Source organism: Faecalibacterium sp. DFI.5.82 (assembly GCF_029076575.1).
Taxonomy (GTDB): domain Bacteria; phylum Bacillota; class Clostridia; order Oscillospirales; family Ruminococcaceae; genus Faecalibacterium; species Faecalibacterium duncaniae.
Window position 1 is genome coordinate 71959 of the sequence record NZ_JARFIS010000007.1, and the last position, 26389, is coordinate 98347.

Genomic DNA, 26389 nt, shown 5'->3' on the forward strand with positions numbered 1-26389 from the left:
CCCCTACTAGGGGAGCTGGCGAGCGAAGCGAGACTGAGAGGTTTAATCTATTATACCTACGAAACCAGCGTCGCGTCAACCTGTTCCAGATCCAGCTTGAGCAATTTCGACACGCCGTCCTCCTGCATGGTCACACCGTACAGGACATTGGCGGCCTCCATGGTGCCGCGGCGGTGGGTGATGACGATGAACTGGGTCTTGTCGCTCACCCGGCGCAGATACTGTGCAAAGCGGCTGACATTGGCATCATCCAGGGCGGCTTCGATTTCGTCCAGGATACAGAACGGTGCCGGGTTGACGGCCAGGATCGCAAAATAGATGCTGATGGCCACCAGCGCCTGTTCGCCGCCGGAAAGGGCTTCCAGATTCTTGATGACCTTGCCCGGCGGTGCCACCTGAATGCCAATGCCGCAGGAAAGCACATCGCTTTCATCCTCCAGCACAAGGCTGGCTTCACCGCCGCCAAACAGCTCGGCAAAGATGCGTCCGAAATTTTCGTTGATGGCCCGGAAGCTGTCGGTGAAGATCTCCTTCATCTGGCCAGACAGGCTGGCGATCATCCGCGTCAGCTCGTTCCTGCTGCCCTCCACATCGGCCACCTGAGCGCTCAGGGCATCGTACCGTTCCCTGACCTCCTGATATTCCTCAATGGCGCTGACGTTCACATTGCCCAGCGCCCGGATCTGATTGCGCAGATCGGCCACCTGCGACCGCAGGGCGGGCAGGCTGTCGAACTCCACGCAGAGCTCCTCGGCCTGGCTCACCGTCAGCTGGTATTCATCCCAGAGCTTGGCGGCGGTGGCATCATATTCGCTCTCAGCGGCCGCTTTCCGCTCGGCCAGACGGGCCATCTCCCGGCCCATCTCCTCGCGGCTGTCGGCAGCAGTGCGGGCCCGGGCCAGTGCCTCGGTCTCGGCCTGCTGGCGGGAAAGCCGCTGTTCGGTGGCCTTCCGGATCTCGGCTTCTTTCGCTTCGATCTCCGCCCGGCTGTCGGTCTTGGCCTTGCGGATGGCCTCGATCTCGGCCCGGCAGGCATCACTGCGGGCGGCAAGGGCGGCAAGGCTCTCTTCCAGAGAGGCCCGGCGGCTCTCGGCATCCCGGGTGCGCTGTTCCAGCGCTTCGATCTGCGCCTGCGCCAGCTCGGCATCCTTCTGGCGGCCCACCTGTTCCAGCCGCTTGGTGCTCACCTGCTCGGCCAGCACCCGCTGCCGGGTCAGAAACGCATCGTCTCCCTCGGCAATGCGGTTCAGCTCGCCCGATTTTGCTTCGATCTCCCCGGCCAGCGCAGCTTCCTGTGCTTCGGCCTGCGCGGCCTTTTCCCGGCTGTCAGCCAGCTGGGCGTTCAGGGTGTCGATCTCCTTCTGCCGCGCGGCAAGGGCCGTCTCGGCCTGCTCCATGGCAGCTTCCAGCCGCTTGCGCTCTGCCTCGGCCCGCACACGGTCGTTGGCGGCAGTGATCTGCTCACTGCTGGCGGCGGTCAGCTCTGCGTTCAGGGCATCTGCCTGCTGTTTGCACTGGTCGGTCTTTTCCTGAGCGGCAAGGCACTCCTTCTGCAATTTCGCAGCCTTGACCCGCAGCTCCTCCAGCTCCTGCTTGCGGGTGAACAAACCCGCGCTGCGCTGGACACTGCCGCCGGTAAAGCTGCCGCCCGCATTGACCACCTGACCATCCAGCGTGACGACCTTGCTGCGGAAACCGTTGTCCCGGGCCACGCGGGAGGCCTCGTTGATATCGTCCACCACGATGATGCGGCCCAGCAGATTGGACACGATGTCACTGTACCGTGCATCGGCCTGGACCAGGCTGCTTGCCAGCCTTGCCGAGCCGGACAGTTTTCCCCGGAACACGCCGGGCTGGACTGTATCCAGCGGCAGGAAGGTGGCGCGGCCCGCGTTCTCGCTCCGCAGCAGGGCGATGCCTGCCTTGGCGGCGGCTTCGTTCTCCACCACGATGTTCTGCAGGGCACCGCCAAGCGCGGTCTCAATGGCGACCTCCCGGCCCGGCTCCACCCGCAGGATGGAGGACACCGGCCCGATGATGCCCCGCAGCCGCCGGGCGGATGCCACCCGCATCACGGTCTTGACGGAGTTCTGGTAGCCTTCCATGTTCTTTTCCAGCTCCCGCAACACGGAAAGCCGCTGACGGGCGGCATCCAGCTCCCGGTTCAGCTGCTGTTCGGCACGGTCGGCTTCCTCCAGCGCAGCGCGGCGGCTCTTCAGCTTGAGTTCCAGACCGGCCCGGATATTTTTGAGCTGCTGCTCATTCTCGGCCAGCGTGGTGAGGTACCGCACGGTATCCTCCAGATCCTGCTTTGCGTCGTCCCGCTGGACAGCCAGCACCTCGGCGGCTTCTTCCAACGCAGGCAGACGGCTCAGGGCCGTCTCGGCAGCAGCCTCGGCGGCGGCCTGCGCCACCTGCGCTTCGGTGTGCCGGGCCGTCAGGGCCGCCACCTCGCCCCGCAGGGTATCCCGGCGGGCACCGCTCTGGTCGTTTTCCCGGGTCAGGCGCACCAGCTCATCGTTCAGGGCATCCAGCTCTGCGGCCAGTTTCCGGCCCGCCAGCTCCATGCTCTTTGCCACAGCGCGGTGGCGTTCCAGCGCGGCGGCGGCCTCGGTGCTGTCCTGCTGCCCGGCGGCGATCTCTGCCCGCAGGTCTGCGGCGCTTTCCTCGTTGCGGGCAATGTCGTTTTCCAGCACGGCGATCCGGCTCTCGCTGCCGCTGATCTGCTCGGTGATGCTGCGGATATCCCCATTCAGGCGCTCGACCGCAATGGTCAGCTGTTGTGCCTGCATCCGGATCTCCTCAGCCTCGCTCTCGGCGGCTTTGGTCTGGCGGTCGAACCGCTCATAATCGGCCTGGGCTGTCTCGTAATCCCGCACCTGACGGCGCACGGCTTCCTTGGCCCGGTGCACGCCGTCCGTCCACAGGGTCACCTCCAGCGTTTTGCGCCGGGCGCTCAGTTCCAGAAACTTCCGGGCCTTTTCGCTCTCTTTTTCCAGCGGGCCCACCCGGGCCTCCAGCTCGCCCAGGATATCCCGCAGGCGTTCCAGATTTTCGGCGGCGGCGGCAAGGCGGCGCTCGGCCTCGTTTTTGCGGTAGCGGTATTTGGCAATGCCGCAGGCTTCCTCAAAGATCTCCCTGCGCTCGCTGCTCTTGGCCGCCACGATCTCGGCAATGCGGCCCTGCCCGATGACCGAGTAGCCATCGCGGCCGATGCCGGTATCCAGCAGCAGTTCATACACATCCTTCAGGCGGCAGATCTGCCCGTTGATGCTGTACTCGCTCTCGCCGGAGCGGTAATACCTGCGGCCGATGGTCACCTCGTCCGCTTCCACATCCAGCGCGTGGCTGCTGTTGTCCAGCGTCAGGCGCACCTGAGCAAAGCCCATGGCCCCCCGCCGCCGGGTGCCGCCAAAGATGACATCCTCCATCTTTCCGGCGGCGCGCAGCTGGCGGGCGCTGGTCTCGCCCAGCACCCAGCGCACGGCATCGGACAGGTTCGACTTACCCGAACCGTTGGGGCCCACCACGCCGGTCACGCCCTCGTCAAAGGTAATCTTGACCTTATCGGGAAAGCTCTTGAAGCCCTGGATCTCCAGTTCCTTGAATACCATTTACTTTTCCTTTATCACGCCCAGGAGCTTGAGGGCTTCGCGGGCGGCGTGCTGTTCGGCCATCTTCTTGCTGCGGCCCTCGCCCCGGGCGACCTTATCGGAGTTGAAGCGGACAGCCACCACGAAATGCTTGTCGTGGTCGGGGCCGGATTCCTGCTCCACCACATAGCTCAGCCGCTCCTCGGGGTTCTGCTGGACGATCTCCTGCAGGCGGGTCTTGTAATCGGCCTCAGCGTGCTTGCCCTCGGTGATGAAGGGCAGGATGAAGCTCTTTGCCACCTCCATGCCGCCGTCCAGATACAGGGCGGCGATGACGGCCTCGAAGGCATCGGACACCACGCTGGGGCGGGTGCGGCCGCCGCAGCGTTCCTCGCCCCGGCCCAGGCGCAGATACTCGCCCAGATTGATCTCCTGCGCAAACTGGAACAATGCGCCCTCGCTGACCAGGCTGGAACGGATGCGGGTCAGGTCGCCCTCGGGCCGGTCGGCGTAGGCGTGGAACAGATAATCTGCCGAGACGATCTGCAGCACGCTGTCGCCCAGAAATTCCAGCCGCTCGTTGTGCTGCACCGGCGTGCGGCTCTCGTTTGCGTAGCTGGTGTGGGTGAGCGCCGTCTCCAGCAGCTTCGGATTCTTGAACTTGTAACCAATAATTGTTTCCAACTGATGGCTCATGGATTTCTTACTCCCTTTATGTCAAAAATCGTTCTTTCTTGGCTCCCCTGCCAGGGGAGCTGGCCGATGTCAGTCGGCCTGAGAGGTTGTCAGCTCATCCAGCGCGCTCTGCATGGTGCCGCACAGGTCGTTCTCCACACAGATCTTGGCCTGCCGGATGGCGTTCTTGATGCCCTTGGCCTTGGAGGAGCCGTGGGCCTTGATGACCGGCTGCTTTGCGCCCAGGAAGGGTGCGCCGCCGTACTCCTCGCTGTCCATCTGGTGCTTGAGGTTTCCCACGCCGCTCTTGAGCAGCAGGTAGGCGATCTTGCCGCCGAGGTTTGCCAGGAACATCTCCTTGAGCATCCCCAGCAGCATCTTGGCCACGCCCTCGGTCAGCTTGAGGATGACATTGCCGGTAAAGCCGTCGCAGACCACCACATCCACATCACCGTTGGGTACGTCACGGGGCTCGATGTTGCCCACGAACCGGATGCCCGGTGTTGCCTTGAGCAGCTGGTGGGCTTCCCGGAGCATCGGGGTGCCCTTGCTCTCCTCGGCACCGTTGTTTGCCAGCGCCACAGTGGGTGCGGTGCGGCCCTCCACCTTGTTGACATAGCAGCTGCCCATCACGGCAAAGGCTGCCAGCATCTCGGGGCGACACTCCACGTTCGCGCCGCAGTCCAGCAGCAGATAGGCCTTGTTTTTGGCCGGCACCATGGTGGCCAGGGCCGGGCGCTTTACGCCCTTGAGGGTGCGCACGATGAGGCTTGCGCCCACATGGAGCGCGCCGGTGCTTCCGGCAGAGACAAAGGCATCGCCCTTTCCCTCCTTCAGCAGGTTCAGGCCCACCACGATGGAGGAATCCTTCTTGCTGCGGATGGCCCTTGCAGGCTCATCGCACATCTCAATGGTCTCGGTGCAGTTGACCAGCTCGATGCCGTCCAGCGGGATATTGTGCTCGGCAGCCGTCTTGCGCACCAGCTCCTCGCTGCCCACGCCGATGACCTGCACACCGTACTCTTTCACAGCCTGCGCGGTGCCTTCCAGCACAGCCAGCGGGGCGTTGTCGCCGCCCATCATATCAACGATAATTTTCATAGGGTTTCTCCCTTCTTAAAGAGCAGTTTCGTTCAGCCACTGTTGGAAGCTGGCCACGGCACGCTCGGCCACGGCCATGTAACGCAGGCGCTTGTCACGGGGGCGGCTCTCGGCCGGCAGCGGGGGCAGGATGCCCATATTCGCGCCCATGGGCTGGAAATGTTTGTTCTCGGTGGTCAGATACTGGATCAGCGCGCCGCACATGGTATCCACCGGCGGCGGGGGCAGCTGCCTGCCCTCCAGCCGGGCGTAGATGCTCCGGGCTGCCAGCAGGCCGCAGGCGGCGCTCTCCATATAGCCCTCAAAGCCGGTGATCTGGCCCGCAAAGAACACGTTGGGGTGCTCCTTCAGGAACAGGCCCGCGTCCAGCACACGGGGCGCATCCAGGAAGGTGTTGCGGTGCATGACACCGTACCGCACGAACTCGGCATTTTCCAGGCCCGGGATCATGCTGAACACCCGCTTCTGCTCACCCCACTTGAGGTTGGTCTGGAAGCCCACGATATTATAGAGGGTGCGTTCCTTATTCTCGGCGCGGAGCTGGACATTGGCCCAGGGGCGGTGGCCGGTGTTGGGGTCCACCAGACCCACCGGGCGCAGGGGGCCGAAGCGCATGGTATCAGCACCCCGGGCGGCCATGATCTCAATAGGCATACAGCCCTCGTAGACCGTGACGGTATCTGCCTTTTTGCCGTGGGCATCGGGGTCGGGCTGTGCGCCCTGCTCCGCACCGGCATCGAAGGCATGGAGCGGGGCACGCTCTGCCGAAGCCAGCGCAGCGTGGAAAGCCTCATACTCTGCCTTATTGAAGGGGCAGTTCAGGTAATCGGCCTCGCCCCGGTCGTACCGGGAAGCGGCGAACACCTTGTTGTAATCCAGACTCTCGGCCGTGACGATGGGAGCCACGGCATCATAGAAATGGAGCCGCTCATCGCCGGTCAGGCGGCCGATCTCGTCGGCCAGCGCACCATCGGTCAGGGGGCCGGTGGCCACCAGAATGGGTGCACTCTCATCGATGTGCTCCACCTGCTCCCGCACCACAGTGATGTTGGGGCACTCCTCCACCCGCCGGGTCACGGCGGTGCTGAATGCGTCCCGGTCCACGGCCAATGCGCCGCCCGCGGCCACACGGGCCTCCTCGGCGGCTTCCAGCAGCTGGCTGCCCATCCGGCGCATCTCCTCTTTCAGCAGGCCGGAAGCAGAATCCAGACGCTCGGCCTTCAGGCTGTTGGAGCAGATCAGCTCCGCAAAGCCCGCACTCTTGTGAGCCGGGGAAAAGTGGGTGGGCTTCTGCTCGTAGAGCGTTACCTGAACGCCCTTGCCTGCCAGCCATAGCGCCGCCTCACAGCCTGCCAGACCGGCACCCAGTACAGTTACTTTGTAACTCATAATTTCATCCTTCAGCATCCTCGCCCTCTCAGGCCGCTTTGCGTCCAGCTCCCCCAAAGGGGGAGCCTGTGCAGCATCCCGGTCAGCAGCAGCTGCCCGTTTGCCGCCATTGCCTCTCCCTTTGGGAGAGGTGGCATCGCGCAGGCGATGCCGGAGAGGGCGAGACAGTTTATCGGTTTGATCAATCCTTCTTCGGCACCGGCATCTCAAAGCCGCAGCCCTCTTTTGCGCAGTAGAGCTTGGAGCCCTTGCGGAACAGGGTGGAGCCGCACTTTTCGCACTTGGTGGGCACCGGGGTATCCCAGGTCATAAAGTCGCAGTCGGGGTAGCGCTCGCAGCCGTAGTAGATGCGGCCCTTGGCGCTCTTGCGCTCCAGCATCCGGCCCTTGCCGCACTTGGGGCAGACACCGCCGGTGTCCTTGACCAGACGCTTGGTGCCCCGGCACTCGGGGAAGCCGGAGCAGGCCAGGAACTTGCCGTACTTGCCCACCTTGATGACCATGGGGCGGCCGCAGAGGTCGCAGACCTCGCTGGAAGGCTCGTCCGGCACCTTGACCTTCTTGCCCTCCATGTTCTTTTCGGCCTGTTCCAGGCTGGCGGCAAAGCCCTGATAGAAATCATCCACGGTCTTGTGCCAATCGGCCTTGCCGCTCTCGATCTTATCCAGGTTCTTCTCCATCTCAGCCGAGAAGTCCACGTCCACGATATGGGGGAACTGCTCCAGCATCAGGCCGTCCACGGCGCGGCCCAGCAGGGTGGGCTTGAGCTTTTTCTGCTCCCGCTCCACATAGCCGCGGTCGATGATGGTGGTGATGATAGGCGCGTAGGTCGAGGGACGGCCAATGCCATTTTCCTCCAGCGCCTTGATCAGGGTCGCTTCGGTGTAGCGGGCGGGGGGCTGGGTGAATTTCTGCTCACTCTTCAGCTCCTTGAGCTTGAGCAGCTGGCCCTGTTCCAGCGGGGGCAGGCTGGTCTCCTTCTTTTCCTTTTCATCGGTGGCTTCCTCGTACAGCACGGTAAAGCCATCAAAGGTCACGGTGTAGCCGCTGGCCTTGAAGCGGTAGTCCCCCGCATACACGGTCACGCTCACGGTATCCTGCTGGCAGTCCGCCATCTGGCTGGCCATAAAGCGGCTCCAGATCATCCGGTAGAGCTTGGCGGTATCGCCGCTGATGCTCTTGTCCACCTCGTCAGGGGTCAGCCCCGGCACCGAGGGACGGATGGCTTCGTGGGCATCCTGCGCGGCGGTCGCGCTCTTGGTCTTCCAGGTGCGCTTGTAGGGGCAGATATACTGTTCGCCGTAAGCGTCCGCAATATACTCCTTTGCAGCGGCGACCGCCTCATCGGAGATGCGCAGGCTGTCGGTACGCATATAGGTGATCAGACCCATGGTGCCGTGGCCCGCGATGTCCACGCCTTCGTACAGGGTCTGGGCGGCACGCATGGTGCGGGTAGCCGTAAAGCCCAGACGGCGGGAGGCCTCCTGCTGCAGGGTACTGGTGATAAAGGCCGGGGTGGGCTGCTTGGCCCGCTTGCCTTTTTTCAGTTCGCCCACGGTATACTCGGCACCCTCCAGACCCTTTTCGATGGCACGGGCCTCTGCCTCGTTTTTGGGCAGCAGCTTTTTGCCGGTGCTGTCGGAGGCCAGGCGGGCGGTAAAGCTCTTGTGGCCGGTGCCCAGCGTGGCATCCACGTTCCAGTATTCCTCGGGCTTGAAGTTCTCGATCTCCTTCTCGCGGTCATCGATCAGCCGCACCGCCACGCTCTGGACACGGCCCGCCGACAGGCCCCGGCGCACCTTCCGCCACAGAAAAGGGCTGAGCTTATAGCCCACCAGACGGTCGAGGATGCGGCGGGCCTGCTGGGCGTTGAACAGATCCTCGTCAATGGCACGGGGATTGGCCATGCCCTTCTGCACGCCCTTTTTGGTGATCTCGTCAAAGGTCACGCGGTTGGGCTCGTGGGGGTCCAACCCCAGGATATTGGCCAGATGCCAGCTGATGGCCTCTCCCTCACGGTCCGGGTCGGTTGCCAGCAGAACGCCGTCGGCCTGCTTGGCTTTTGCCTTGAGCTCCTTGATGAGCTTGGATTTATCCTTGATATTGATGTACTGGGGGGCGTAGTCATGTTCCACGTCGATGCCCAGCTGGGACTTAGGCAGGTCCCGGATGTGGCCCATGCTGGCCGTGACCTCGTAATCCTTGCCCAGATATTTGCCAATGGTCTTCGCCTTTGCCGGCGACTCCACGATTACCAGTTTTGCCATGGTTCTCTTCTCCTATATTATAAACTCCCAGCCTGACGGTGGTAGTAAAACCCAACGAAATGCCAAGGGCTCCCTTATTAGGGGAGCTGGCGAGCGTCAGCGAGACTGAGAGGTTTCATTCAACTTAAATTGCGCAGTTCAGCGCAGAATATACCGCTTGCCGGGCAGGCAGGTCACACGGCCCGCCAGCTCCAGCTTCATCAGGGTGCCCAGCAGCAGGCCGGTGGGCAGGCCGCTTGCCGCACCCAGCTCCTCCACGCCCTTTGCCTTGGGGCCGATACAGGCCAGCACCCTGCGCTCGGTCTCGCTCATGGGGTCAGGCGCAGAGCGCACCGCCGCCGGAGCCGCCGCACCCCGCAGACCCAGCACCCCGAACAGGTCGCCGGGTTTGCAAACGGCTTTGGCACGGCCCTCCCGCAGCAGGGCGTTGGTGCCTGCTGAGTTGGGCGAGTAGATGCTGCCCGGCACCACGAACACCGGCTTGCCATACCGCTCGGCATGGTTGACTGTGGACATGGTGCCGCTCTTTTCCTGCGCTTCCACCACCACCAGTGCCGAGGACAGCGCCGCAATGAGCCGGTTGCGCTGCAAAAAGCCATTGGGGCCAACGGGGCCGCTCTCGGGCGGGTACTCGCTGATCACGCAGCCCTTTTGCTCGATCTTTTTCCGCAGCTCCCGGTTGGAGGCCGGGTAGGTGCGGTCAATGGGCACGCCCAGCACCCCGATGGTGGGGCAGTTTTCCTTCACTGCGGCCCGGTGCCCGGCGCTGTCCAGCCCATCGGCCAGACCGCTGACGATGATGGCCCCGTTTTTGGCCAGCCCGCTGCCCAGATCTGCCGCCGCCTGCAGGCCGTACTCGGTGGGCCTGCGGCTGCCCACCATCCCCACAGCCCCCGGCTCATTGAGCCAGAGGGGGTCGCCGGTGCAGTAGAGCACCAGCGGCATATCGGGAATGCGGGAAAACGCCAGCGGGTAATCCGGGTCGTCATAGGGCAGGATGCGGATATTCCGCGCCGCACACCGCCGTGCAAAGGCCCGGTAATGCGCTGGGGTGTTGTCGGGCAGGTTGGCCCGGGCAAAGGCCGGGCTGCCCACCGCTTTGCGGAACGCATCGGAATCCCGGTTCTCCCAGGCCTCCTGCGCCCCGCCAAACACATCCAGCACCCGGCCTGCATGGCTGCTGCCCGCCCCCAGCGTGTTTGCCAGCCAGAGCCAGCAGAGCAGCGGGTCGGGGGCCGGTTCGGGCGGGAAAAGACTGGTCTGGCCGAAGCCGGGCCCGGTCACAGGCTCTCCTCCCGGAAATGCCACAGCAGGATGCTGCCCGCAATGCCGGCGTTCAGGCTTTCCACCCGGTCGGTCATGGGGATGCGCACAGTGCCGCTGCAGGCGGCAATGGTCTCTTCCGTCAGGCCCTGGCCCTCACTGCCGATGACCACGCAGACACCGCCCGGGTAGCCGGGCCGGGCCGCGCTCAGGGGCTGGCTCTGGTAGAGTGCCGCCGCAAGGCAGGTGATGTTCTTTGCCCGCAGGGCGGCAATGGCGGCAGGCATTGCCCCCACCTCCATCACCGGCACCCGCACGGCGGCCCCCATGGAGGCCCGCAGGGTCTTGGGGGCAAACACCCTGGCACAGCCATCGCTCAGCAGCACGCCGTCAAAGCCGAACGCGGCGGCAGAGCGCAGCAGCGTGCCCACATTGCCGGGGTCCTGCACCCGCTCAAGCGCCAGATACCGCCCGCCGGTCTTTGCCTCGTCCAGCGTGTGCACCGGGGTGCGGAACACGCCGAACACGCCCTGATGGGTGCCCACATCGGCCAGCTTATCGGCCACATGGTCCTCCACCAGATAGTGCTCCCCGGGCAGTCCGGCCAGCTCCGGGCACTTTTCCAGCGCTGCCTCGGTGCAGAACAGGGTCTCCAGCGCCGCGCCGCGGCAGAGCTCCGGGCAGAGCTTGCGGCCCTCGGCCAGAAATTTCCCCTCACTGCGCCGGAACGCCCCACTGGAAGCAAGGCGGCAGGCATATTTGATCTTTGCGTTTTCCCGGCTGGTGATCTTTTCCATGCGGTCCTCCAGAAGATACAAAAATATACAAAAAGGACGCCCGCGTATTTTACTACGCGCGGGCGTCTTTCAGGTCTTTATCAGGCGTTCTTCACGGTCTCGACCAGAGCAGCAAAGCTCTGAGGATCGTTGATGGCCATCTCGCTCAGCATCTTGCGGTTCAGCTCGATGCCTGCCTTCTTCAGGCCAGCCATGAAGGTGGAGTAGTTCATGCCCAGGGGACGAACTGCATTGTTGATGCGGCAGATCCACAGGTTGCGGAACTGACGCTTCTTCATGCGGCGGCCAGCCAGAGCGTAGTTGCCGCTCTTCATGACCTGCTGCTTGGCCATCTTAAAGTGCTTGCTCTTGCAGCCATAGAAGCCCTTAGCCAGCTTCAGCATCTTCTTACGACGTTTGTGAGTCATGGTTGCGCCCTTGATACGTGCCATTTTTTATATCTCCTTTAGTTATCTCTTAGAATGTCTTTGCCTGCGGCTCGCACTTAGGCGTAGGGCAGCATGCTCTTGATGGTAGCGGCGTTGGTCTTATCAACGTAGTTGGGCTGACGGTAGCCACGGGTCAGCTTGGTGGTCTTCTTGGTCAGGATGTGGCTGCGGAATGCGTGGCCGCGCTTGATCTTGCCGTTCTTGGTCAGCTTAAAGCGCTTCTTAGCGCCGGAATGCGTCTTCAGTTTCATCTTAGCCATTTTAGTTTCCTCCTAAAATTAGTCCTTATTGGGTTTCGGGATCAGCAGAATGGACATCGTGCGGCCCTCGAGCACCGGCGGCTTATCCATGCTTGCCTGGGGCAGAGCCTCGGCAAAGCGTTTCAGCACGTCAGCACCCAGAGCACTGTGCGCCATCTCACGGCCGCGGAAGCGGATCGAAGCCTTCACCTTGTGACCAGCGGCCAGGAACTTGGCGGTCTGGTTCAGCTTGGTGTTGAAGTCGTTGGTGTCAATATTGAGCGAAAGGCGGGTCTCCTTGACCTCGACCACTTTCTGGTTCTTCTTGGCTTCCTTCTCCTTCTTCTGCTGTTCAAAACGGTATTTGCCGTAATCCAGCACCTTGCACACAGGCGGGGTAGCCTGCGGTGCGATCTTGACCAGATCGAGCCCGGCTTCTTCTGCAGCGCGCATGGCCACCTGAATGGACACAACGCCCTTCTGCTCGCCATCGGCACCGATCAGGCGAACTTCACGATCACGGATCTGACCGTTGATCTCCAGTTCCTTCGACTTTCCAGCGGTAGCGATAATGAATGCACCTCCAAACAATAATCCATAGTGTTGCAATATTTGGCATAGAAAACGCGGCCGCCCATTTGCAGGACAGCCGCGCGAAATTTCACACAAAAGCGCAGTTCGTTCAAAGAATCGAACCGTGTTTGGGTATAGCCCGGGGATTCCGACCCCACAAGGCGAGCGCGGCACAGGCCGTAGCTGCTTTCTTTACCGGAACAGTTTACCACACCCACAAAGCCCTGTCAAGCACTTTTACGCGATTTCAGGGAAAAATATGACTTTTGAAAAAGAAGTACGTTTCCGATAGCGTCCTCGCCCTCTCCGTCATTGCTTACGCAATGCCACCTCTCCCAAAGTGAGAGGCTTTGGCAGTCCACGCAAAGTTCATGGTTTTGCCAAGGGCTCTCCCTTTGGGAGAGCTGTCGAGCAAATGCGAGACTGAGAGGGCGAGCCCGTTTTCCTTATGCTTCAATCAGCTTCCCCAGCTCCAGCGAGTAGATGCCCTTATAGGTCACCGGTTTTGGGGCAAAGCGCTTGCTGATGGCAAGGGCATAGAGGTCAAGCTGGGCGCGATAGGCGGCAAGGAAGTCCGCTTCGGATTTTCGGCGGTCCGTTTTGTAATCCAGCAGCTCCAGGTGATCCGGGAACACCAGCACCAGGTCAGCGATGCCCTGCACCAGCACCTTTGCCTGTGCCACGGCAGCGCTGTCGGCGGGGGCAGTGCCCTGGGCGGTCAGCACCTCGGCGGCAGGCAGAGCCGTGATGAAGTCCAGCTCCCGCAGCACCTCATCCGCGGCACAGATACGCGCAAAGGCTTCGCTCTCCACAAAGCGGCGGATGCGCCCTGCATCCAGCTTCTCCGCAATTTCGGACGCGGTGAGCTTTGCTTCCACCTGCCGGTCACGCTCGGCGGGGATCGCCGTTTCCAGCGTGCCCGCCTGTTTTGCCGCCGCAAGGGCCGCAAAATCGGCGTGCTCCAGGAAGGCGTGGAGGGCCGTGCCCATCTCGGCAGCGGTCAGACCGTCCTTTGCCAGAAAGCCCGGGCGCTCCAGCGTGGTCTGCTCTGCCTTGTGGACGATGCCGGTCACGCTGACCTTAGCGGGCACTTGGGCCAGCTCTGCCGCCGGGTACTGCCAGGCAAAGCCCTGCCGCAGCATCTCGGTCAGAGCCGGGTCAGCCTGTGCCAGCGGCCTTTCCTCCAGTTCCGGGTCGGGCGGCTCCACGCCCTCTGGCAGTGCCTGCTGCACCGTCAGGGTGATGGTGCTCCCGGTATTCGCAAAGGGCAGTTCCAGATCCTCGGCCAGCCGGCGCAGAGGGCCGCCATTGGGGTGGACGAGCAGGGCCGCGCGGAGCCAGTCGGCAAAGCTGTTTGCCTGCCGGCAGAGCGTCTGACCCGCCCCGGCTTCAAGGAAGGCCGCCGCTCTGGTAAAGGGGTTGGAGGTCTTTCCGATGCCCAGCGGCACGGTCAGGATAAGCTTATCCTGCGCGCGGGTCAGCGCCACATAGAGCAGACGCATCTGCTCACTGCGCATCTCGGCGGCGTGGACATTGGAGAGCGCCGTGTAAGCCGCCGTCTTGTACGCGCCCTCGCCCTCCTCGGGGCGCAGGCGCAGGCCTGCCCCATACATCCGATGCAGGAGCACCGGCTGGCGGGTATCGGTGGCATTGAAGCGACGGGCCGTGTCGGCCACGAACACCACCGGGAACTGCAGGCCCTTGGAGCGGTGGATGGTCATCACGGTCACACAGCCGGGGCGGGAGCCGCCGGGCACAGTATCCTGCCCCGTGGAGCCTGCCAGCGCCGCAGCGTCAATGGCCCGCACCAGCGCCGAGATGCCGCCGGAGCCAGCCCCGGCACAGAAGGAAGCAAACCGTCGGGCATCCTCCCGGCGGCGGGCACCGTTTTCCATCACGCCCAGTGCGGCAAGGTAGCCGGTGGAAGCAAAGATCTCCTCCAGCAGCTGTTCTGCCGGGGCACTGCGGGCCATCCGGCGCAGCTCGGTCAGCCGGGCATAGAACGCCCGGACTTTTCCGGTAAAAGGGGTGTCCTCCCCGCTGTTCACGGTGAGCAGCAGCGCACCGTAGAGGCTGATGCGCTGGGGGGTGTTTTCCCCCTGCTGCTTCTGGATCTCTTCGGCTCTGGCCCGCAGGCGGACAAGGTCGTCATCGGTGAAACCAAACAGCGGGCCCAGCATGGCAGCGGCAAGATAGATATCCTGCGCCGGGTTGTCAATGACCTTCAGCAGGGCGATGAGGGGCCGGATGTGGGGGGCATCCAGCAGGTTTTCGCGGGCATCCGCATACACCGGGATGCCCCGGGCGGTCAACGCTTCCACATAGGCCGGAAAATCATTGCGCGCCGCCAGCAGGATGCAGCAGTCCTCGTACTGCACCGGGCGGGTGGCACTGCCGTCCCGCACCGGCTCGCCGCTCTGCACCATCTCCTCGATGCGCCGGGCGATCCAGCCCGCGTCCGTTTCGGCGGTGTCATCGGGCAGGAAATGCGCCTCCACGCTGCCCGTGTATTCCCCGGGTGCCCCGCAGACCAGCCGCTGGCCGTCGCCGTAGGCCGTGTCGCCGAGTTCCGGGGACATGAGCCGCTCAAACAGGAAGTTGATCCCTTCCACCACCTGCGGAGCCGAGCGGAAGTTGGCATCCAGCGCCAGCATGGCATCGGTGCCGGGGGTACCCTCTGCCGGGCGGGGCCGCGCTGCGCCGCCGGGCAGGGCGGGCCAGCTGTCCAGTTTTTCCCGGAAGATGCTGGGATCTGCCTGCCGGAAGCGGTAGATGCTCTGCTTCAGATCTCCCACCAGGAAGAGGTCGTCCCCCGCCGGGGATGCAAGGCACCGGTACAAGGCATCCTGCAGGGCGTTGGTGTCCTGATATTCATCCACCATCACGGCGGCGTAGTTCTGCCGGATGACCCCGCACAGCGCAGTGGGGGTGCCGTCCGGGTCACGGAGCAGGCGGAGGGCCTGATGCTCAAAGTCGCTGAACTCCAGCAGCTTCCGGTCCCGCTTTTTGGCCGAGAACCGGGCATCGAAATCCCGCACCGCCGCAAACAGGGCCCGCAGGCGGGGCTCCGCGGCCCTGCGGTCTGCCTCAGCCTCCTCCTCACTGCAGGGGATCAGCTCAAGGATCTGCGCAAACAGGGCCGCGCCCTCATCGGCGCGGGTGCGGATGACTTTTTTGCGTTCGCCGTTCAGCCGCTTTTTCATTCCTTTCAGGCCGGGCAGCTCCTCCATACCCAGCACATAGGGGGTCAGCAGATCGTAAAGCGGGGTCCATTCCCCCGCCACAGCCAGCTGTTCCACCCTGCCCAGCAGGGCGGCAGCCCTGTCCAGCCGTTCCTGTGCATCGGTATATTTTTCCAGCACGGCATTTTTTGCCTTTTCCCGGGCAGAGGGCGTTTTCTTTTCCTCGGCATCGGCCAACTCCTGCTCCCGGTCGCCCGGGCAGTCAGCCAGCGCGGCGCGGAACAGTTCCCCTGCTGCCCTGGCACTGCGGGTGGCTTCGGCCAGCAGCAGATCATGCCAACAGGAGGCAGCAAAGCCATTTTCCTCCTGCCACGGAGCCAGAAATTCGTCCAGCTTTTTGTCGTAATCGGGCAGGGCGCGCAGGAAATCGTAGACATGCAGGATCGTCTCGCCCGCCGCGCGGTCGGTGCGGCCCTTGCCGTAGAGGTCGGCAAAGGCGCAGAAATCCGGGTCGCGGTAGGCATTTTCCAGCGTCTCGCTCAGGGCAGAGGCCCGCAGGAGCTCCACACTGCCGGGGTCTGCGGGGGAAAAATCCGGCGGGATATCCAGCGCCTGAAAGTGCTTGCGCAGCAGGTCCAGACAGAAGGCATCGATGGTGCAGATGGGCGCGCGCTGCAGCAGCATTCGCTGGCGGCGCAGCGCGCCATTGCCGGGTTCCGCCTGGCTGCGCTTCAGAAGCGCCTGCCCGATGCGGGCCCGCAGCTCTGCCGCCGCCGCATTGGTAAAGGTGACGATGAGCAGACGGTCCGCATCCACGGGATGCTCCGGGTCGGTGATGAGCCGGACAGCCCGCTCGGTCAGAACAGCCGTTTTGCCGCTGCCCGCCGCCGCGCTCACCAGCAGCGCGCCGCCCCGGTCCTCGATGGCGGCCCGCTGGGCGGGGGTCCACTTGGGTTCACTCATGCCTGTTCCTCCTCTCCTTCTTCGGGCTGCCCGGGAGCCTCAAAGGGCTTTGCGGGGGCCTCCAGCGCCCGCTCCCCGATGCCGGTCTCGTGGCAGCAGACAAATCCGTAATCACACCACTGGCAGGGGCTCCGGCCCGCGACCAGCGGCTCGGCGGCGATCTGCCCCTCATAGAGCTGCTGGCCCATCCGGGTCACAAGATCATCCAGATGCAGCTGGATGCGGTTCAGCTTGGCGATGTCTGCCCGCTTGTCCTTCTGGTAGGGGCTGGGCGCGCCTCTGTAATAGGAGAAGGGCAGATATCTGCCGGTCTCGTCGGCATCCATGGCATCGAACAGCTTCTGCTCGTCCCGCACCAGACCGTCCAGTTTGTATTCCACACTGTGAGCCGCCTTTTCGCGGGTGGTGGTCTCAGGGGCCGGGTCGGCCAGCAGATAGAGCACACCTGCCGGTTCCGCCCCCGTAAAGCGGCCGCTTTTATCCCGGGTCAGACTGAACAGGTAGAGCAGCATCTGGCAGTCCAGACCGCAGTAGACCTCCTTCAGGTCCAGCTTTTTGGTGCCGGTCTTGTAGTCCACCACCCGCACCCAGCGGGTGCCGTCCTCCTCCACCCACTCGTCGGCACGGTCCACGGTGCCCACCAGCTGGACGGTGCGCCCGTCCGACAGGTGATATACCTGGGCAGGCACGGCATCCTCGCCCCGGCCGATCTTCAGCTCACAGGCCACGGGCTTGAAGCTGGACTGCCGCTGCTCATCCCGCAGGTAGAGCAGCAGGCTTGTCATGCTCTTTTTCAGGCGGGAGAGCAGATAGGCAAAGCGGGCGGTATCCTCGGGCAGATAGCGCTTGGCGTACTCGTCCACCAGCAGCGCGGCAAGGCTCGCCATGGCCTCATCATCCAGCTCCATAAAGGGCTGCAGCGCCGCCATGGGGTTGTCCGGGCCGGGGTGAGGGTCCAGCGCCATCTGCAGCACCCAGTGCATCAGGGTGCCGCTCTGGTCGGCGGAAAGCTCGGCCCGGCGGCGGGGCCTGAGCCCCAGCACATACTGCAAAAAGTAGCCGTAGCGGCAGGTATAATATTTTTCCAGCTGGCTGGGCGAAATGCGCAGCTTCCGCCCCAGCAGCGCTTCCAGCGCAGGCAGGTCATGCACCTGCCGGGGGGCAGTGTCGGCCATCCGGCGCAGCAGGGCAAGGCCCTGCGGCTCGGTCTCACCGGGGGTGTGCAGGGCTTCTGTCAGGCTGGCACGCTCGGTCTCCGTCAGGGGCCAGCCGCCGCCCAGACAGTCCAGCCCATCTGCGGGAGTGGCCGCAAGGTCCGTCAGTTCCAGCTCCGGGGCAGCGGGGGCCAGCGCTTCCACGAGGGGTTCCAGCGCAGCGCAGAGGGTCTGCCCCTGCCCCTTGGGCCAGCTGAGCCACAGCCCCTTTGCAGGGGCGGTCAGGGCCTTGTAGAAGCAGACCTGCTCACGCACCACACGGTTCTCAAAGCAGTCGGGCAGGTCGATCTCCTGCGCCATCAGGGCATCGCGATCGGCGTGGGTCAGCAGACCCACCTCGCCGGGCGCGGCCGGGAATTCCCCCTCGGCCAGCCCCAGCACAAACACATAGTCCGGCGCGTCCAGACGCATCTTGCCTGCGCTGGCCAGCACCACCGCATCCAGGGTCTGGGGGATGTGCCCCAGGTCGGACGAGCGGAGCAGCAGCCCGAACAGGTCCTCGTATTCGGCCACGGTCACGGTCTGCTCCCCCAGCAGATGGGCCATCTCGTTCAGCAGCCCCATGACCACGTTCCACTCCCGGGCGGCTTCCTCCGCCGCCGGGATACCCCGGCCCGCGCGGATGGCTTTTACCTGAGCAGCCTGCTGTTCCTCAGCTCCCAGCGTTTTCAGGCAGAAATACACCGCCCGGCTGATGGCCTCGGCATTGACCCCGCGCACCTTGGCCCGGAATGCATCCACCGCCCCCACGAGCAGGGCACGGGCATGTTCTGCCCGCTCCCGGTTGCGGAGGTCCTCTTCGGTCAGCTCCTGCTCCCCAAAGCCCTTGGGGCTGCGCTCGAACTTCTCCCGCCAGGCCGCCGCCGTGGGGGCCCAGGTGTAGGCATAGTTTTCCAGCGCACAGACCTGCTCCTCGCTCAGGGCACACAGGCCGGTCTTGGCAAGAGTGGTCAGGTTCTCGGTCAGGTCGGCTCCCCGGGCGATCTCCAGCAGGGCCCGCACCGCCGTGGCCGGGGCGCTGAATTCCGGGGTGGTGGGTTCATCGCAGTACAGGGGGATCTCCGCCATCCGGAACTCATACCGGACTGCAGCACGATACTTGGCGATATCACGGCAGACCACAGCGATCTTTCCGCACCGCACGCCCTGCCGCATCAGCCGCCGGATGGCACCGGCAGCGGCACGGGCCTCCTCCTCCCGGCTGGGCGCGGCAAAAAGCCGCACCTCGCCCGCCGGGGCATCTGCGGTGCAGCTGCCGGTTTCCAGCAGCTCTGCCACTGCGGCAAGGCCCGGGGCGTTCCGGTGACGCAGATCCTTGCGCAACAGCTGCGGAACGGCCACCTCTGCCCCATTTTTCCGGGCCAGCTGGCGCAGCTGCGCCGCCACCTGCTTGGCCCCGGAGAACAGGCTCAGGTCACCGGGCAGCAAGGGGGCACCGTCATCGCAGAGGGCCACCGTCACGCTGGGCAGCGCCGCCAGCATGGCCCCCAGCAGCCGCTTTTTGGGCGCGTTGAAGGTATCGAACTCATCAATGAACACCGCCCGGTCCCGCAGAAACTCCGGCAGGCTGTGCCGGGCCAGCGCTTCCTCCAGCCGGGCTCCGGCCAGCTCCAGCCGGTCAGAGGGGTCCATGCCGCTGCGGGCCAGCAGGGTCTCGTAGCCATGAAAGATGAGGGCCAGCTCACTGAGCTTACCGCTCTCGGCTCCGCAGGCACCGGCCAGCTGTGCCAGCTGCTGGCCGGAAAGGCCCGCGCTCTTCAGCTCGTCGATGGTCTGGGCCGCCATCTGGCAAAAGGCCGCACTGCGCCGGTGGCGATGATAATATTGGACATTGTCCTGCAGCTCCTCCAGCGCCCGGCGCACCAGCACGGCACGGCCTGCGTCAGAGAGGGTCTGCACCGCCGCGCCGCCCTCGGTGGAAAGGATCTTTTCTGCCAGACTGGTAAAAGAAAAACTCTCCACCATGCCGGACAGGGCATCCCCCAGCTCACGGTAGATGCGGCCCTCGGTGCTGGAAGTGAATTGTTCCGGCACCAGCAGGATGCTTTTTTCCCCTTTTTCGGCCCGGGCGCGGATGCGCTGGTACAACAGCGTTGTTTTTCCGCTGCCGGAACCGCCCAGAAGTAGCTGTAACATTGTTTTCTCACTTTCTATAACGGGCTCACCCTCTCAGTCAAAGCCTGCGGCTTTGCCAGCTCTCCCGAAGGGAGAGCCTTTGGCATATCGGGTCAGCCCTGCGCAATGGATAATAATTGAGTTTATTGTACCGCAAAATTGAAGAAAAATCTATTCTGTGGTAAACTGAGGAAAAACAGCAAAGCAGGAGGGGCTCTCCCCATGAAGATTCTAGCAGTTGATTACGGTGCCAGCCGCACGGGGCTTGCGGTCTGCGACCCCACCGAGTTCCTGACCACGCCCATCACCCCCCAGATCACCCTGAAGGCCCGGCCCAAGGTGGCCGCCGAGGTCTGCCGCATTGCCCAGGAGCAGAAGGCAGAGCTCATTGTGGTGGGCCTGCCGCTCAACATGGACGGCACCGAGGGCGAGCGCGCCGAGAAGAGCCGCAAGCTGGGCAAGACCCTGCAGATCTGGAGCGGCCTGCCCGTGCGGATGTGGGACGAGCGGCAGTCCACCTGTGAAGCCGCCGATATCCTGGACGAGGTGGGGACCTTTGGTGCCCACCGCAAGGCCATTCTGGATTCCGTCAGCGCCACGGTCATTCTGGAGGATTACCTCGCCTGGCGCAAGGAACACCCCGGCGAAATTTGAACCGGAAGCAAAAAGAGACGCTTTTCAGCGCCTCTTTTTCGTTCATATGGGTAGTGTCACGGTAAAGCAGCTGCCCTGCCCGGGGGCACTGTTCACCTGGATACTGCCGCCGTGGAGCTCCAGCACCTTTTTCACCATGGCAAGGCCCAGACCGTTGCCCTGGGTGGTGTGGCTGGTGTCGCCCTGATAGAATTGTTCAAAGATATGCGCCTGCGTGTCGGCGCTCATCCCCTCGCCCTGATCGGTCACCGAGACCATCAGGGCGTTTTTTGCTTTGCGCAGGTTCACGGCCACGGTGCCGCCCTCAGGGCTGAACTTGGCGGCGTTGTCCAGCAGGTTGAGCCAGACTTCTTTCAGCAGCCCCTCGCTGCCGGTGTACTCTGCCGGGACAAGGTCGGCATCAAAATCCAGCTCCTTCTGCCGCCACTTCTGCTGGGTCACCAGCACGCTCTGGCGCAGCTGTTCATCCAGCGGGAAGGCTGCTTTATCGGTCAGGATAGTCTGGCTCTCCACCCGGTTCAGGGTCAGAATATTCGTTGCCAGGTCGGCCAGCCGCCTGCTCTCGTCCCGGATGATGGTCAGGTATTCCTTCTGGTCCTCGGGCGGCAGCTGCTCTTCCAGCAGCAGGTCGGCAAAACCGCTGATACTGACGATGGGGGTCTTGAACTCGTGAGAGAAGTTGTTGATAAAATCTTTCCGCAGGATCTCAGTGCCGCCCAACTCCTCCGCTGCCTTGTTGAAGCTCTGCTCAAACTCGACCATCTCCCGGGACGTGTAACCGTGTTCCGCGGGATCCACACGCACGGCAAAGTCCCCGTTTGCCAATTTTTTCATAGCCTCAATGTTCCGCTGCAATGGGTGGATAAAAACCATCCGTATCATCACCACCATGCTCACCGCGATCAGGCTGCACACGGCATAGATAAAACAGAGCACTCCCCAGATGCCGATCCTGCCATCGTGGTAAATAAAGCCGCCGTCCGCGCCCGTGATGACCAGTACCGTACAGAGTCCCAGCATCAGCAACACCATAAAAGACAGGTTGATGACCAGCAGGGCCGACAGGCTCAGCGTCTCGATGCAGCCGCGCATCCGTTCCGCAATTTTTTTCATCATCCTCACACTTTCTTTACAGCACGGTACCCCAGACCCCGCACGGTCTGGATCTCGAACTCCGGCCAGTCGTAGAAGCGGTTGCGCAGGCGGTTGATGTGGACATTCACGGTCTTGTCGTCGCTCTCGCTGTCGATGCCCCAGATCTCGTCCAGCAATTCCATCCGGGTAAAGGTGCGCTCCGGGTAGGCCAGCAGTTTGTACAGCAGTTCAAATTCCTTGGGCGGCAGGGTCTGCACCTCCATCCCCCGCCGCACGGTGCGGCTGTCCATATCCACCACCACATCCCCCACCGTGATCTTATGCTCATCCACGATGCGGGCCCGGCGGAGCAGGGCCTTGATGCGGAGCAGCAGCTCGGTCTTATCCGGCGGCTTGGTCATGTAGTCATCCGTGCCCACCAGAAAACCGGTGTGCTTGTCCTCAGGCAGGGCCTTGGCCGTCAGCATCAGGATGGGCATCATGCTGCCGCCATCCCGGATGGCCTGGGTCAGGGCAAAGCCATCCATTTTAGGCATCATCACATCGCACAGCAGCAGGTCAATGTGCTGGTGGTCGATGATATCCAGCGCCGCTTCGCCGTTGAAGGCCGGGATTGCTTCATAGCCGTTGATCTTTAAAATGGCGCAGAGCAGCTTGTTGGTGCTCACGTCATCTTCCGCAACCAGAATTTTCAGCATGAGGTCTCCTCACTTTCTATGGTATGGCTCTATTATACACCCAAAGATAAACAAAAGATAAACAGAAATATTCACCTTGCGTTTACCTTGGTCGGGTATCCTTTAGCCATCGCAAGGGAGCACGGAGCTCCACAACAGAACAAACAACAAATATTCAAACATAAAACGGAGGATACTTACCATGATGAACCGCAAGAACATGACCGCTTCCACCCTGGACGAGACTGCGCTGGACGCTTACTACACCCTGACTGAGGTCGGTGCAAACTACGGCATCGGTCTGGCACTCGCTGCCACTCTGAACAGCCTCAAAAACCGGAACACCTCTTCTCCCGTCCGTATCGACGAGGACACGATGGATGCCTATCTGGCTGTCTCTGAAGGGTTCGACAGCATGGGGCTGGGTCTGGCCGCAATGCTGTAAACCGTATCGTACACTTTGAGAGAAAAGCGGGAGGAAATGAATATGAACACCAACACCATTTATCTGCTGACCGGCGCGGCCGGTTTCCTGGGCATCAACATCTGCACTCAGCTGATCGAACGGGGGGAGCACATCCGTGCCTTCGTCCTCAAGGGGGATCCTGCCCGCAAGTATCTGCCCGCTGAGGTCGAGGTTTTTGAGGGCGATCTGTGCAGCGCCGAGGATTGCGAAGCCTTCTTCAACATCCCCGAGGGCAGCCAGAGCGTCTGCATCCACTGTGCCAGCATGGTCACCATCGACCCGGGTTACAGCGAGAAGCTGATCGCCGTCAATGTGGGCGGCACCGAGAATATGCTTGCCGCCGCCAAGCACCACCCGGAATGCAGGAAGTTCGTGTACGTTTCCTCCACCGGTGCTATTCCTGAGCTGCCTGCCGGGCAGCCCATCCGGGAGGTGAATCAGTTCGTCCCCTATGAAGAGGAAAAGGTGGTAGGCTGGTACAGCCGCAGCAAGGCCATGGCCACCCAGAAGGTACTGGATGCCGCCCACGCGGGCCTGAACGCCTGCGTTGTCCACCCCAGCGGCATCATCGGCCCCAACGATCCGGCCATTGGCCAGACCTCCCGCACCCTGACCCAGATCCTGAACGGCGAAATGCCCATCGGCATGGCGGGCAGCTTCAATATGGTGGATGTCCGGGATCTGGCCGCAGGCACCATTGCCGCCGCCGACAAGGGCCGCAAAGGTGAATGCTACATCCTGAGCAATGATGAAGTCACCCTGAAGGAAATGTGCCGGATGCTTAAAGAGGATACCGGCTGCAAGGGCTGCAAGTTCTACCTTCCCCTTTCCTTCGCCCACCTTGCCGCAAAGCAGATGGAAAAATCGGCCGCCAAAAAGGGCACAAAGCCCGTGCTGACCGAGTTTGCGGTCTACAACCTGGAGCGCAATAACACCTTTGACTGTTCCAAGGCCAAGAACGAGCTGGGCTTTGCACCCCGTCCCTACGCCGAAACACTCCACGACACCGCCGCCTGGCTCAAGGCCACCGGCAAGATTCACTGAGGAGGTACACCATGAAACCTGTCTGTGTGATTACCGGCGGCGGCAGCGGCATGGGCCGCGCCACGGCCAAGCTGGTCTGTGAAGCCGGATATCATGTGATTTTGGTAGGCCGCACTGCCGCAAAACTGGAAAGCGCCGTGGCCGAGCTGACCGAAGCCGGACACGAAGCCGAAGCCTTTGCCTGTGACCTCTCTGACCGTGCCAGCTGCGAAAAGCTGGCACGGCACGCCGTGGAACGTGGGCAGGTGAAGGCTCTGCTCCACATTGCTGGCATGAGTCCCCACATGGGCAGCCCGGAAGCCATCCTGCGCGCCAACGCGCTGGGCACAGTCAACATCAATGATGCCTTTTACCCTGTCATGGCCCCGGGCGGCTGTGTCATTGATACATCCAGCATGAGCGCCTATCTGGCCCCCGGATTCATCATGCCAAAACACAGTTATCCCCTTGCCCGCACCGACCGGGAAAAATTTTTGAAAAAGATGATGGCCCGCATCAATCTGATGCCCAAGAGCGCCCGCACCGGTGTGGCCTATTCCATCAGCAAGCATTTCGTCATCTGGTTTGCCAAAACCGATGCCGCCCGCTTTGGTGCCAAAGGGGTGCGCTGCCTCAGTGTGACCCCCGGCAACTTTGATACCCCCATGGGTCAACTGGAAAGCGCCGAAGCCCAGACCTTTACCGCCCATTCCGCCCTCAAGCGGAACGGCAGGCCAGAAGAGATCGCCGCGCTGTATGCCCTGTTGCTGGACGAACGGCTCGGTTATCTCACCGGCACGGACATCGTCATGGACGGCGGTGTCATTGCCAGTGGGGTCAGCGGCCTTTCCCGCTGACCGATATATCCCCCATTCTCTCCATTCAGCACAAAACCGGCTTTCCTACTGCCACAGGAAAGCCGGTTTTGTCATTTTCAGTTGTTACTGCGCCTGATATGTCTCAATGCTGACGCTGTTGATGGTGATCGTTTCCGTGGGCTTCTGGTTCTCATCCACGGCGGCCTGAGCGATGGTGTCCACCACGTCCATCCCCTCGTACACCTGACCCAGCACGGTATCGGTGTAGTCGAGGTAGGGTGCGCCGCCAACGGTCTGATAGGCCGAAACGACCTCAGCGCGGTAGCCTGCACTGTTCATCTGGTCGGTGAGTTCCTGGGTGATGGAATCCCCGCCGGGCAGAGTGGACATGATATAAAAGACGCTGGCGCACTTGCCGGAGGAGTCCGCCGCCATGCAGAGAGCACCGGAATAATGGTGGAGCTTGTCGGTGGCCTCAGCCGGGTAGCGGCTGCCATTCCAGATGGTGGTGCCCTTGCCGTCAGCACCCTGACCGGCTTCCACCACAAAGTCCTGCTCCACACGGGTCACGGTCAGGCCGTTATAGTAGCCCGCCTGCACCAGACCCACAAAGTTATCATAGGCCTGCGGGGCCTGCTCCGGGAAGAGCACCGCCCGGAACACACCCGCCGTGGTATCGAACACCGCCACGGGTTCCCCCGCCGCCGGGTGGGTGAACTGCAGCTCGGCCGATTCCACCGCCGGGCGGGTGATGGTCTTTGTTCCGGCTCCGCTGCTGCCGCCGATGTTTTTCACAAGGCTGCAGCCGGACAGTGCAAAACTCACGGTCAGCAGCAGCGCCGCCAGCCGGACACGGGTCTTATTCATAAACAGATCCCTCCGTTCATATTCTGATAGCAGTTCCCCCGCACGCGGGAGATACACAGAATTCAGTATAGCATATTTCTGCCCGGGAAGCGAGAGGGAAATGCGTGAAAATTTGTCGTGCATTTTCTGTGTGAAAAACATCTTGACGAGCAGGCAAAAAAACGCTACACTATAAGCACAGCAAGGGACGGCGGGAACGCAGCAAATCCCGGGCTGTGTGCGTAATTTTATTTGAGTACCATCCCTTTGATTGGGTTTGGATAGACAGGAGAACGTATCTTATGGCAGAAGAGATCAAGAACCCGAACACCGAAGAGGAATATCAGCCCGATCTGATGACTCTTGAGGATGAGGACGGCAATGAGGTCACGTTTGAAGTGATCGATGCGCTGGACCATAAGGGCGTGCATTACCTTGCAGTTGTCGAATACGCAGAGGATGAAGAGGATGTCAACGAGGACGCACAGCTGGTCATCCTGAGCGTGGGCGAGGACAGCGAGGGCGAATATCTGGACGTTGTGGAGGATGACGAGACTCTGATGGAAGTCAGCAAGCTGTTTGAGCAGCGCCTGAGCGACCAGTTCGAGATCGAGTAATTCCCCTGCACAGACAGATTCCCAGGCAAGACTTCCTGCCCGGCGCGATTTGTTGCGGTTTATATGATCCTACTAATCATTCAACGGGAGCCCGGAGTTCTCCGGCGGATTGCAGACCTCCCCGCCATGGGTCGACCATGGAGGTTCGATGAGGAAGCGTGAATCCGGCGACAGGGCACCCACCTGTCCGTAAGGGTAGGTTTGATTGCCGCAGACGACCGGGCGGGATCTTTTTATAGCATTGCATCCACCGCTGGCCTGCCACAAGGCCAGTGTGTGGATTTTTTTATAGGACGACCTCTCAGGCGCTGATGCCCCCGCTCCCCTATTAGGGGAGGTGACATTGCGCAGCAATAACGGAGAGGTTTTGGTGATGATGGAAAGGATGTGCATTG

Annotated in this window: 20 protein-coding genes and 1 other RNA gene; 6 read left to right on the forward strand and 15 right to left on the reverse strand. The window is 62.4% G+C overall.

Annotation, left to right across the window (positions count from 1 at the left end; all coding sequences use genetic code 11):
* Positions 1-56: 56 nt before the first annotated feature.
* The 12 genes from smc to P0G09_RS09880 form a co-directional block, all read right to left on the reverse strand.
* Positions 57-3614, reverse strand: coding sequence for a chromosome segregation protein SMC (gene smc / locus P0G09_RS09825; protein WP_275252551.1), 3558 nt, complete (start codon positions 3612-3614; stop codon positions 57-59).
* Positions 3615-4289 (reverse strand): ribonuclease III, encoded by a 675-nt coding sequence (rnc, locus tag P0G09_RS09830; protein ID WP_005935533.1) that lies wholly within the window; start codon positions 4287-4289, stop codon positions 3615-3617. It abuts the gene before it with no gap.
* 69 nt (positions 4290-4358) lie between these two features.
* Positions 4359-5369 carry a phosphate acyltransferase PlsX gene (gene plsX, locus P0G09_RS09835; protein WP_275252552.1) on the reverse strand — a complete coding sequence of 337 codons (1011 nt, stop codon included), beginning with the start codon at positions 5367-5369 and terminating at the stop codon, positions 4359-4361.
* Positions 5370-5384: 15 nt separating this feature from the next.
* Positions 5385-6761, reverse strand: coding sequence for a methylenetetrahydrofolate--tRNA-(uracil(54)-C(5))-methyltransferase (FADH(2)-oxidizing) TrmFO (gene trmFO / locus P0G09_RS09840; protein ID WP_156062007.1), 1377 nt, complete (start codon positions 6759-6761; stop codon positions 5385-5387).
* Positions 6762-6939: 178 nt separating this feature from the next.
* On the reverse strand, positions 6940-9024 hold the full coding sequence (topA, locus tag P0G09_RS09845) for a type I DNA topoisomerase (RefSeq protein ID WP_097772669.1): 2085 nt from the start codon (positions 9022-9024) through the stop codon (positions 6940-6942).
* Positions 9025-9162: 138 nt separating this feature from the next.
* A complete protein-coding gene (gene dprA, locus P0G09_RS09850; RefSeq protein ID WP_238077355.1) occupies positions 9163-10308 on the reverse strand; it encodes a DNA-processing protein DprA in 1146 nt (381 codons plus the stop codon).
* A complete protein-coding gene (locus tag P0G09_RS09855; protein ID WP_275252553.1) occupies positions 10305-11084 on the reverse strand; it encodes an RNA methyltransferase in 780 nt (259 codons plus the stop codon). Before P0G09_RS09855 ends, dprA begins: the two co-directional genes overlap by 4 nt.
* Before the next feature lie 80 nt (positions 11085-11164).
* Positions 11165-11515 carry a 50S ribosomal protein L20 gene (rplT, locus tag P0G09_RS09860; RefSeq protein ID WP_005935552.1) on the reverse strand — a complete coding sequence of 117 codons (351 nt, stop codon included), beginning with the start codon at positions 11513-11515 and terminating at the stop codon, positions 11165-11167.
* A 53-nt stretch (positions 11516-11568) separates the two neighbouring features.
* A complete protein-coding gene (gene rpmI, locus P0G09_RS09865) occupies positions 11569-11772 on the reverse strand; it encodes a 50S ribosomal protein L35 (RefSeq protein WP_005935556.1) in 204 nt (67 codons plus the stop codon).
* An 18-nt stretch (positions 11773-11790) separates the two neighbouring features.
* A complete protein-coding gene (gene infC, locus P0G09_RS09870; RefSeq protein WP_005935558.1) occupies positions 11791-12342 on the reverse strand; it encodes a translation initiation factor IF-3 in 552 nt (183 codons plus the stop codon).
* A 428-nt stretch (positions 12343-12770) separates the two neighbouring features.
* Positions 12771-16469, reverse strand: a complete 3699-nt coding sequence (locus P0G09_RS09875; protein WP_275252554.1) for a UvrD-helicase domain-containing protein — start codon at positions 16467-16469, stop codon at positions 12771-12773.
* Positions 16466-19819, reverse strand: coding sequence for a PD-(D/E)XK nuclease family protein (locus P0G09_RS09880; RefSeq protein WP_275252555.1), 3354 nt, complete (start codon positions 19817-19819; stop codon positions 16466-16468). Before P0G09_RS09880 ends, P0G09_RS09875 begins: the two co-directional genes overlap by 4 nt.
* 201 nt (positions 19820-20020) lie before the next feature.
* On the opposite strand from P0G09_RS09880, the gene ruvX reads away from it, so the two are divergent.
* A complete protein-coding gene (gene ruvX / locus P0G09_RS09885) occupies positions 20021-20452 on the forward strand; it encodes a Holliday junction resolvase RuvX (protein WP_005935569.1) in 432 nt (143 codons plus the stop codon).
* 42 nt (positions 20453-20494) lie between these two features.
* Here ruvX and P0G09_RS09890 read toward each other — a convergent pair whose 3' ends face one another.
* Complete coding sequence (locus P0G09_RS09890; RefSeq protein ID WP_275252556.1) at positions 20495-21568, reverse strand: HAMP domain-containing sensor histidine kinase; 1074 nt, start codon at positions 21566-21568, stop codon at positions 20495-20497.
* Positions 21569-21570: 2 nt separating this feature from the next.
* Positions 21571-22245, reverse strand: a complete 675-nt coding sequence (locus tag P0G09_RS09895) for a response regulator transcription factor (RefSeq protein ID WP_005935576.1) — start codon at positions 22243-22245, stop codon at positions 21571-21573.
* 181 nt (positions 22246-22426) lie between these two features.
* Between P0G09_RS09895 and P0G09_RS09900 the strand changes: the two genes are divergently transcribed.
* Genes P0G09_RS09900 through P0G09_RS09910 form a run of 3 tightly spaced genes read left to right on the forward strand, consistent with a single transcriptional unit; the run spans position 22427 to position 24570 of the window.
* Positions 22427-22669, forward strand: a complete 243-nt coding sequence (locus tag P0G09_RS09900; RefSeq protein WP_275252557.1) for a hypothetical protein — start codon at positions 22427-22429, stop codon at positions 22667-22669.
* A 42-nt stretch (positions 22670-22711) separates the two neighbouring features.
* The gene (locus P0G09_RS09905) at positions 22712-23734 is read left to right on the forward strand and encodes an NAD-dependent epimerase/dehydratase family protein (RefSeq protein ID WP_342760529.1); all 1023 of its coding nucleotides are present in this window, start codon (positions 22712-22714) and stop codon (positions 23732-23734) included.
* Positions 23735-23745: 11 nt separating this feature from the next.
* Positions 23746-24570, forward strand: coding sequence for an SDR family oxidoreductase (locus tag P0G09_RS09910; protein ID WP_275252559.1), 825 nt, complete (start codon positions 23746-23748; stop codon positions 24568-24570).
* Positions 24571-24654: 84 nt separating this feature from the next.
* Here P0G09_RS09910 and P0G09_RS09915 read toward each other — a convergent pair whose 3' ends face one another.
* Positions 24655-25398, reverse strand: a complete 744-nt coding sequence (locus P0G09_RS09915) for a peptidylprolyl isomerase (RefSeq protein ID WP_275252560.1) — start codon at positions 25396-25398, stop codon at positions 24655-24657.
* 281 nt (positions 25399-25679) lie between these two features.
* Here P0G09_RS09915 and P0G09_RS09920 point away from each other — a divergent pair, with 281 nt between their 5' ends.
* Positions 25680-25994 carry a DUF1292 domain-containing protein gene (locus P0G09_RS09920; RefSeq protein ID WP_005935590.1) on the forward strand — a complete coding sequence of 105 codons (315 nt, stop codon included), beginning with the start codon at positions 25680-25682 and terminating at the stop codon, positions 25992-25994.
* Positions 25995-26023: 29 nt separating this feature from the next.
* A non-coding RNA gene (gene ssrS / locus P0G09_RS09925) (6S RNA) lies at positions 26024-26227 on the forward strand.
* Positions 26228-26389: the final 162 nt, after the last annotated feature.

What these genes read in the sequence shown, in the direction of transcription:
- P0G09_RS09890 (WP_275252556.1), bottom strand. Translation starts at nt 21,568, where the DNA reads ATGATGAAAAAAATTGCGGAACGGATGCGCGGCTGCATCGAGACGCTG.
- P0G09_RS09875 (WP_275252554.1), bottom strand. Translation starts at nt 16,469, where the DNA reads ATGAGTGAACCCAAGTGGACCCCCGCCCAGCGGGCCGCCATCGAGGAC.
- P0G09_RS09910 (WP_275252559.1), top strand. Translation starts at nt 23,746, where the DNA reads ATGAAACCTGTCTGTGTGATTACCGGCGGCGGCAGCGGCATGGGCCGC.
- P0G09_RS09920 (WP_005935590.1), top strand. Translation starts at nt 25,680, where the DNA reads ATGGCAGAAGAGATCAAGAACCCGAACACCGAAGAGGAATATCAGCCC.
- P0G09_RS09905 (WP_342760529.1), top strand. Translation starts at nt 22,712, where the DNA reads ATGAACACCAACACCATTTATCTGCTGACCGGCGCGGCCGGTTTCCTG.
- P0G09_RS09855 (WP_275252553.1), bottom strand. Translation starts at nt 11,084, where the DNA reads ATGGAAAAGATCACCAGCCGGGAAAACGCAAAGATCAAATATGCCTGC.
- P0G09_RS09895 (WP_005935576.1), bottom strand. Translation starts at nt 22,245, where the DNA reads ATGCTGAAAATTCTGGTTGCGGAAGATGACGTGAGCACCAACAAGCTG.
- topA (WP_097772669.1), bottom strand. Translation starts at nt 9,024, where the DNA reads ATGGCAAAACTGGTAATCGTGGAGTCGCCGGCAAAGGCGAAGACCATT.
- rnc (WP_005935533.1), bottom strand. Translation starts at nt 4,289, where the DNA reads ATGAGCCATCAGTTGGAAACAATTATTGGTTACAAGTTCAAGAATCCG.
- smc (WP_275252551.1), bottom strand. Translation starts at nt 3,614, where the DNA reads ATGGTATTCAAGGAACTGGAGATCCAGGGCTTCAAGAGCTTTCCCGAT.
- rpmI (WP_005935556.1), bottom strand. Translation starts at nt 11,772, where the DNA reads ATGGCTAAGATGAAACTGAAGACGCATTCCGGCGCTAAGAAGCGCTTT.
- plsX (WP_275252552.1), bottom strand. Translation starts at nt 5,369, where the DNA reads ATGAAAATTATCGTTGATATGATGGGCGGCGACAACGCCCCGCTGGCT.
- P0G09_RS09900 (WP_275252557.1), top strand. Translation starts at nt 22,427, where the DNA reads ATGATGAACCGCAAGAACATGACCGCTTCCACCCTGGACGAGACTGCG.
- P0G09_RS09880 (WP_275252555.1), bottom strand. Translation starts at nt 19,819, where the DNA reads ATGTTACAGCTACTTCTGGGCGGTTCCGGCAGCGGAAAAACAACGCTG.
- P0G09_RS09915 (WP_275252560.1), bottom strand. Translation starts at nt 25,398, where the DNA reads ATGAATAAGACCCGTGTCCGGCTGGCGGCGCTGCTGCTGACCGTGAGT.
- rplT (WP_005935552.1), bottom strand. Translation starts at nt 11,515, where the DNA reads ATGGCACGTATCAAGGGCGCAACCATGACTCACAAACGTCGTAAGAAG.
- ruvX (WP_005935569.1), top strand. Translation starts at nt 20,021, where the DNA reads ATGAAGATTCTAGCAGTTGATTACGGTGCCAGCCGCACGGGGCTTGCG.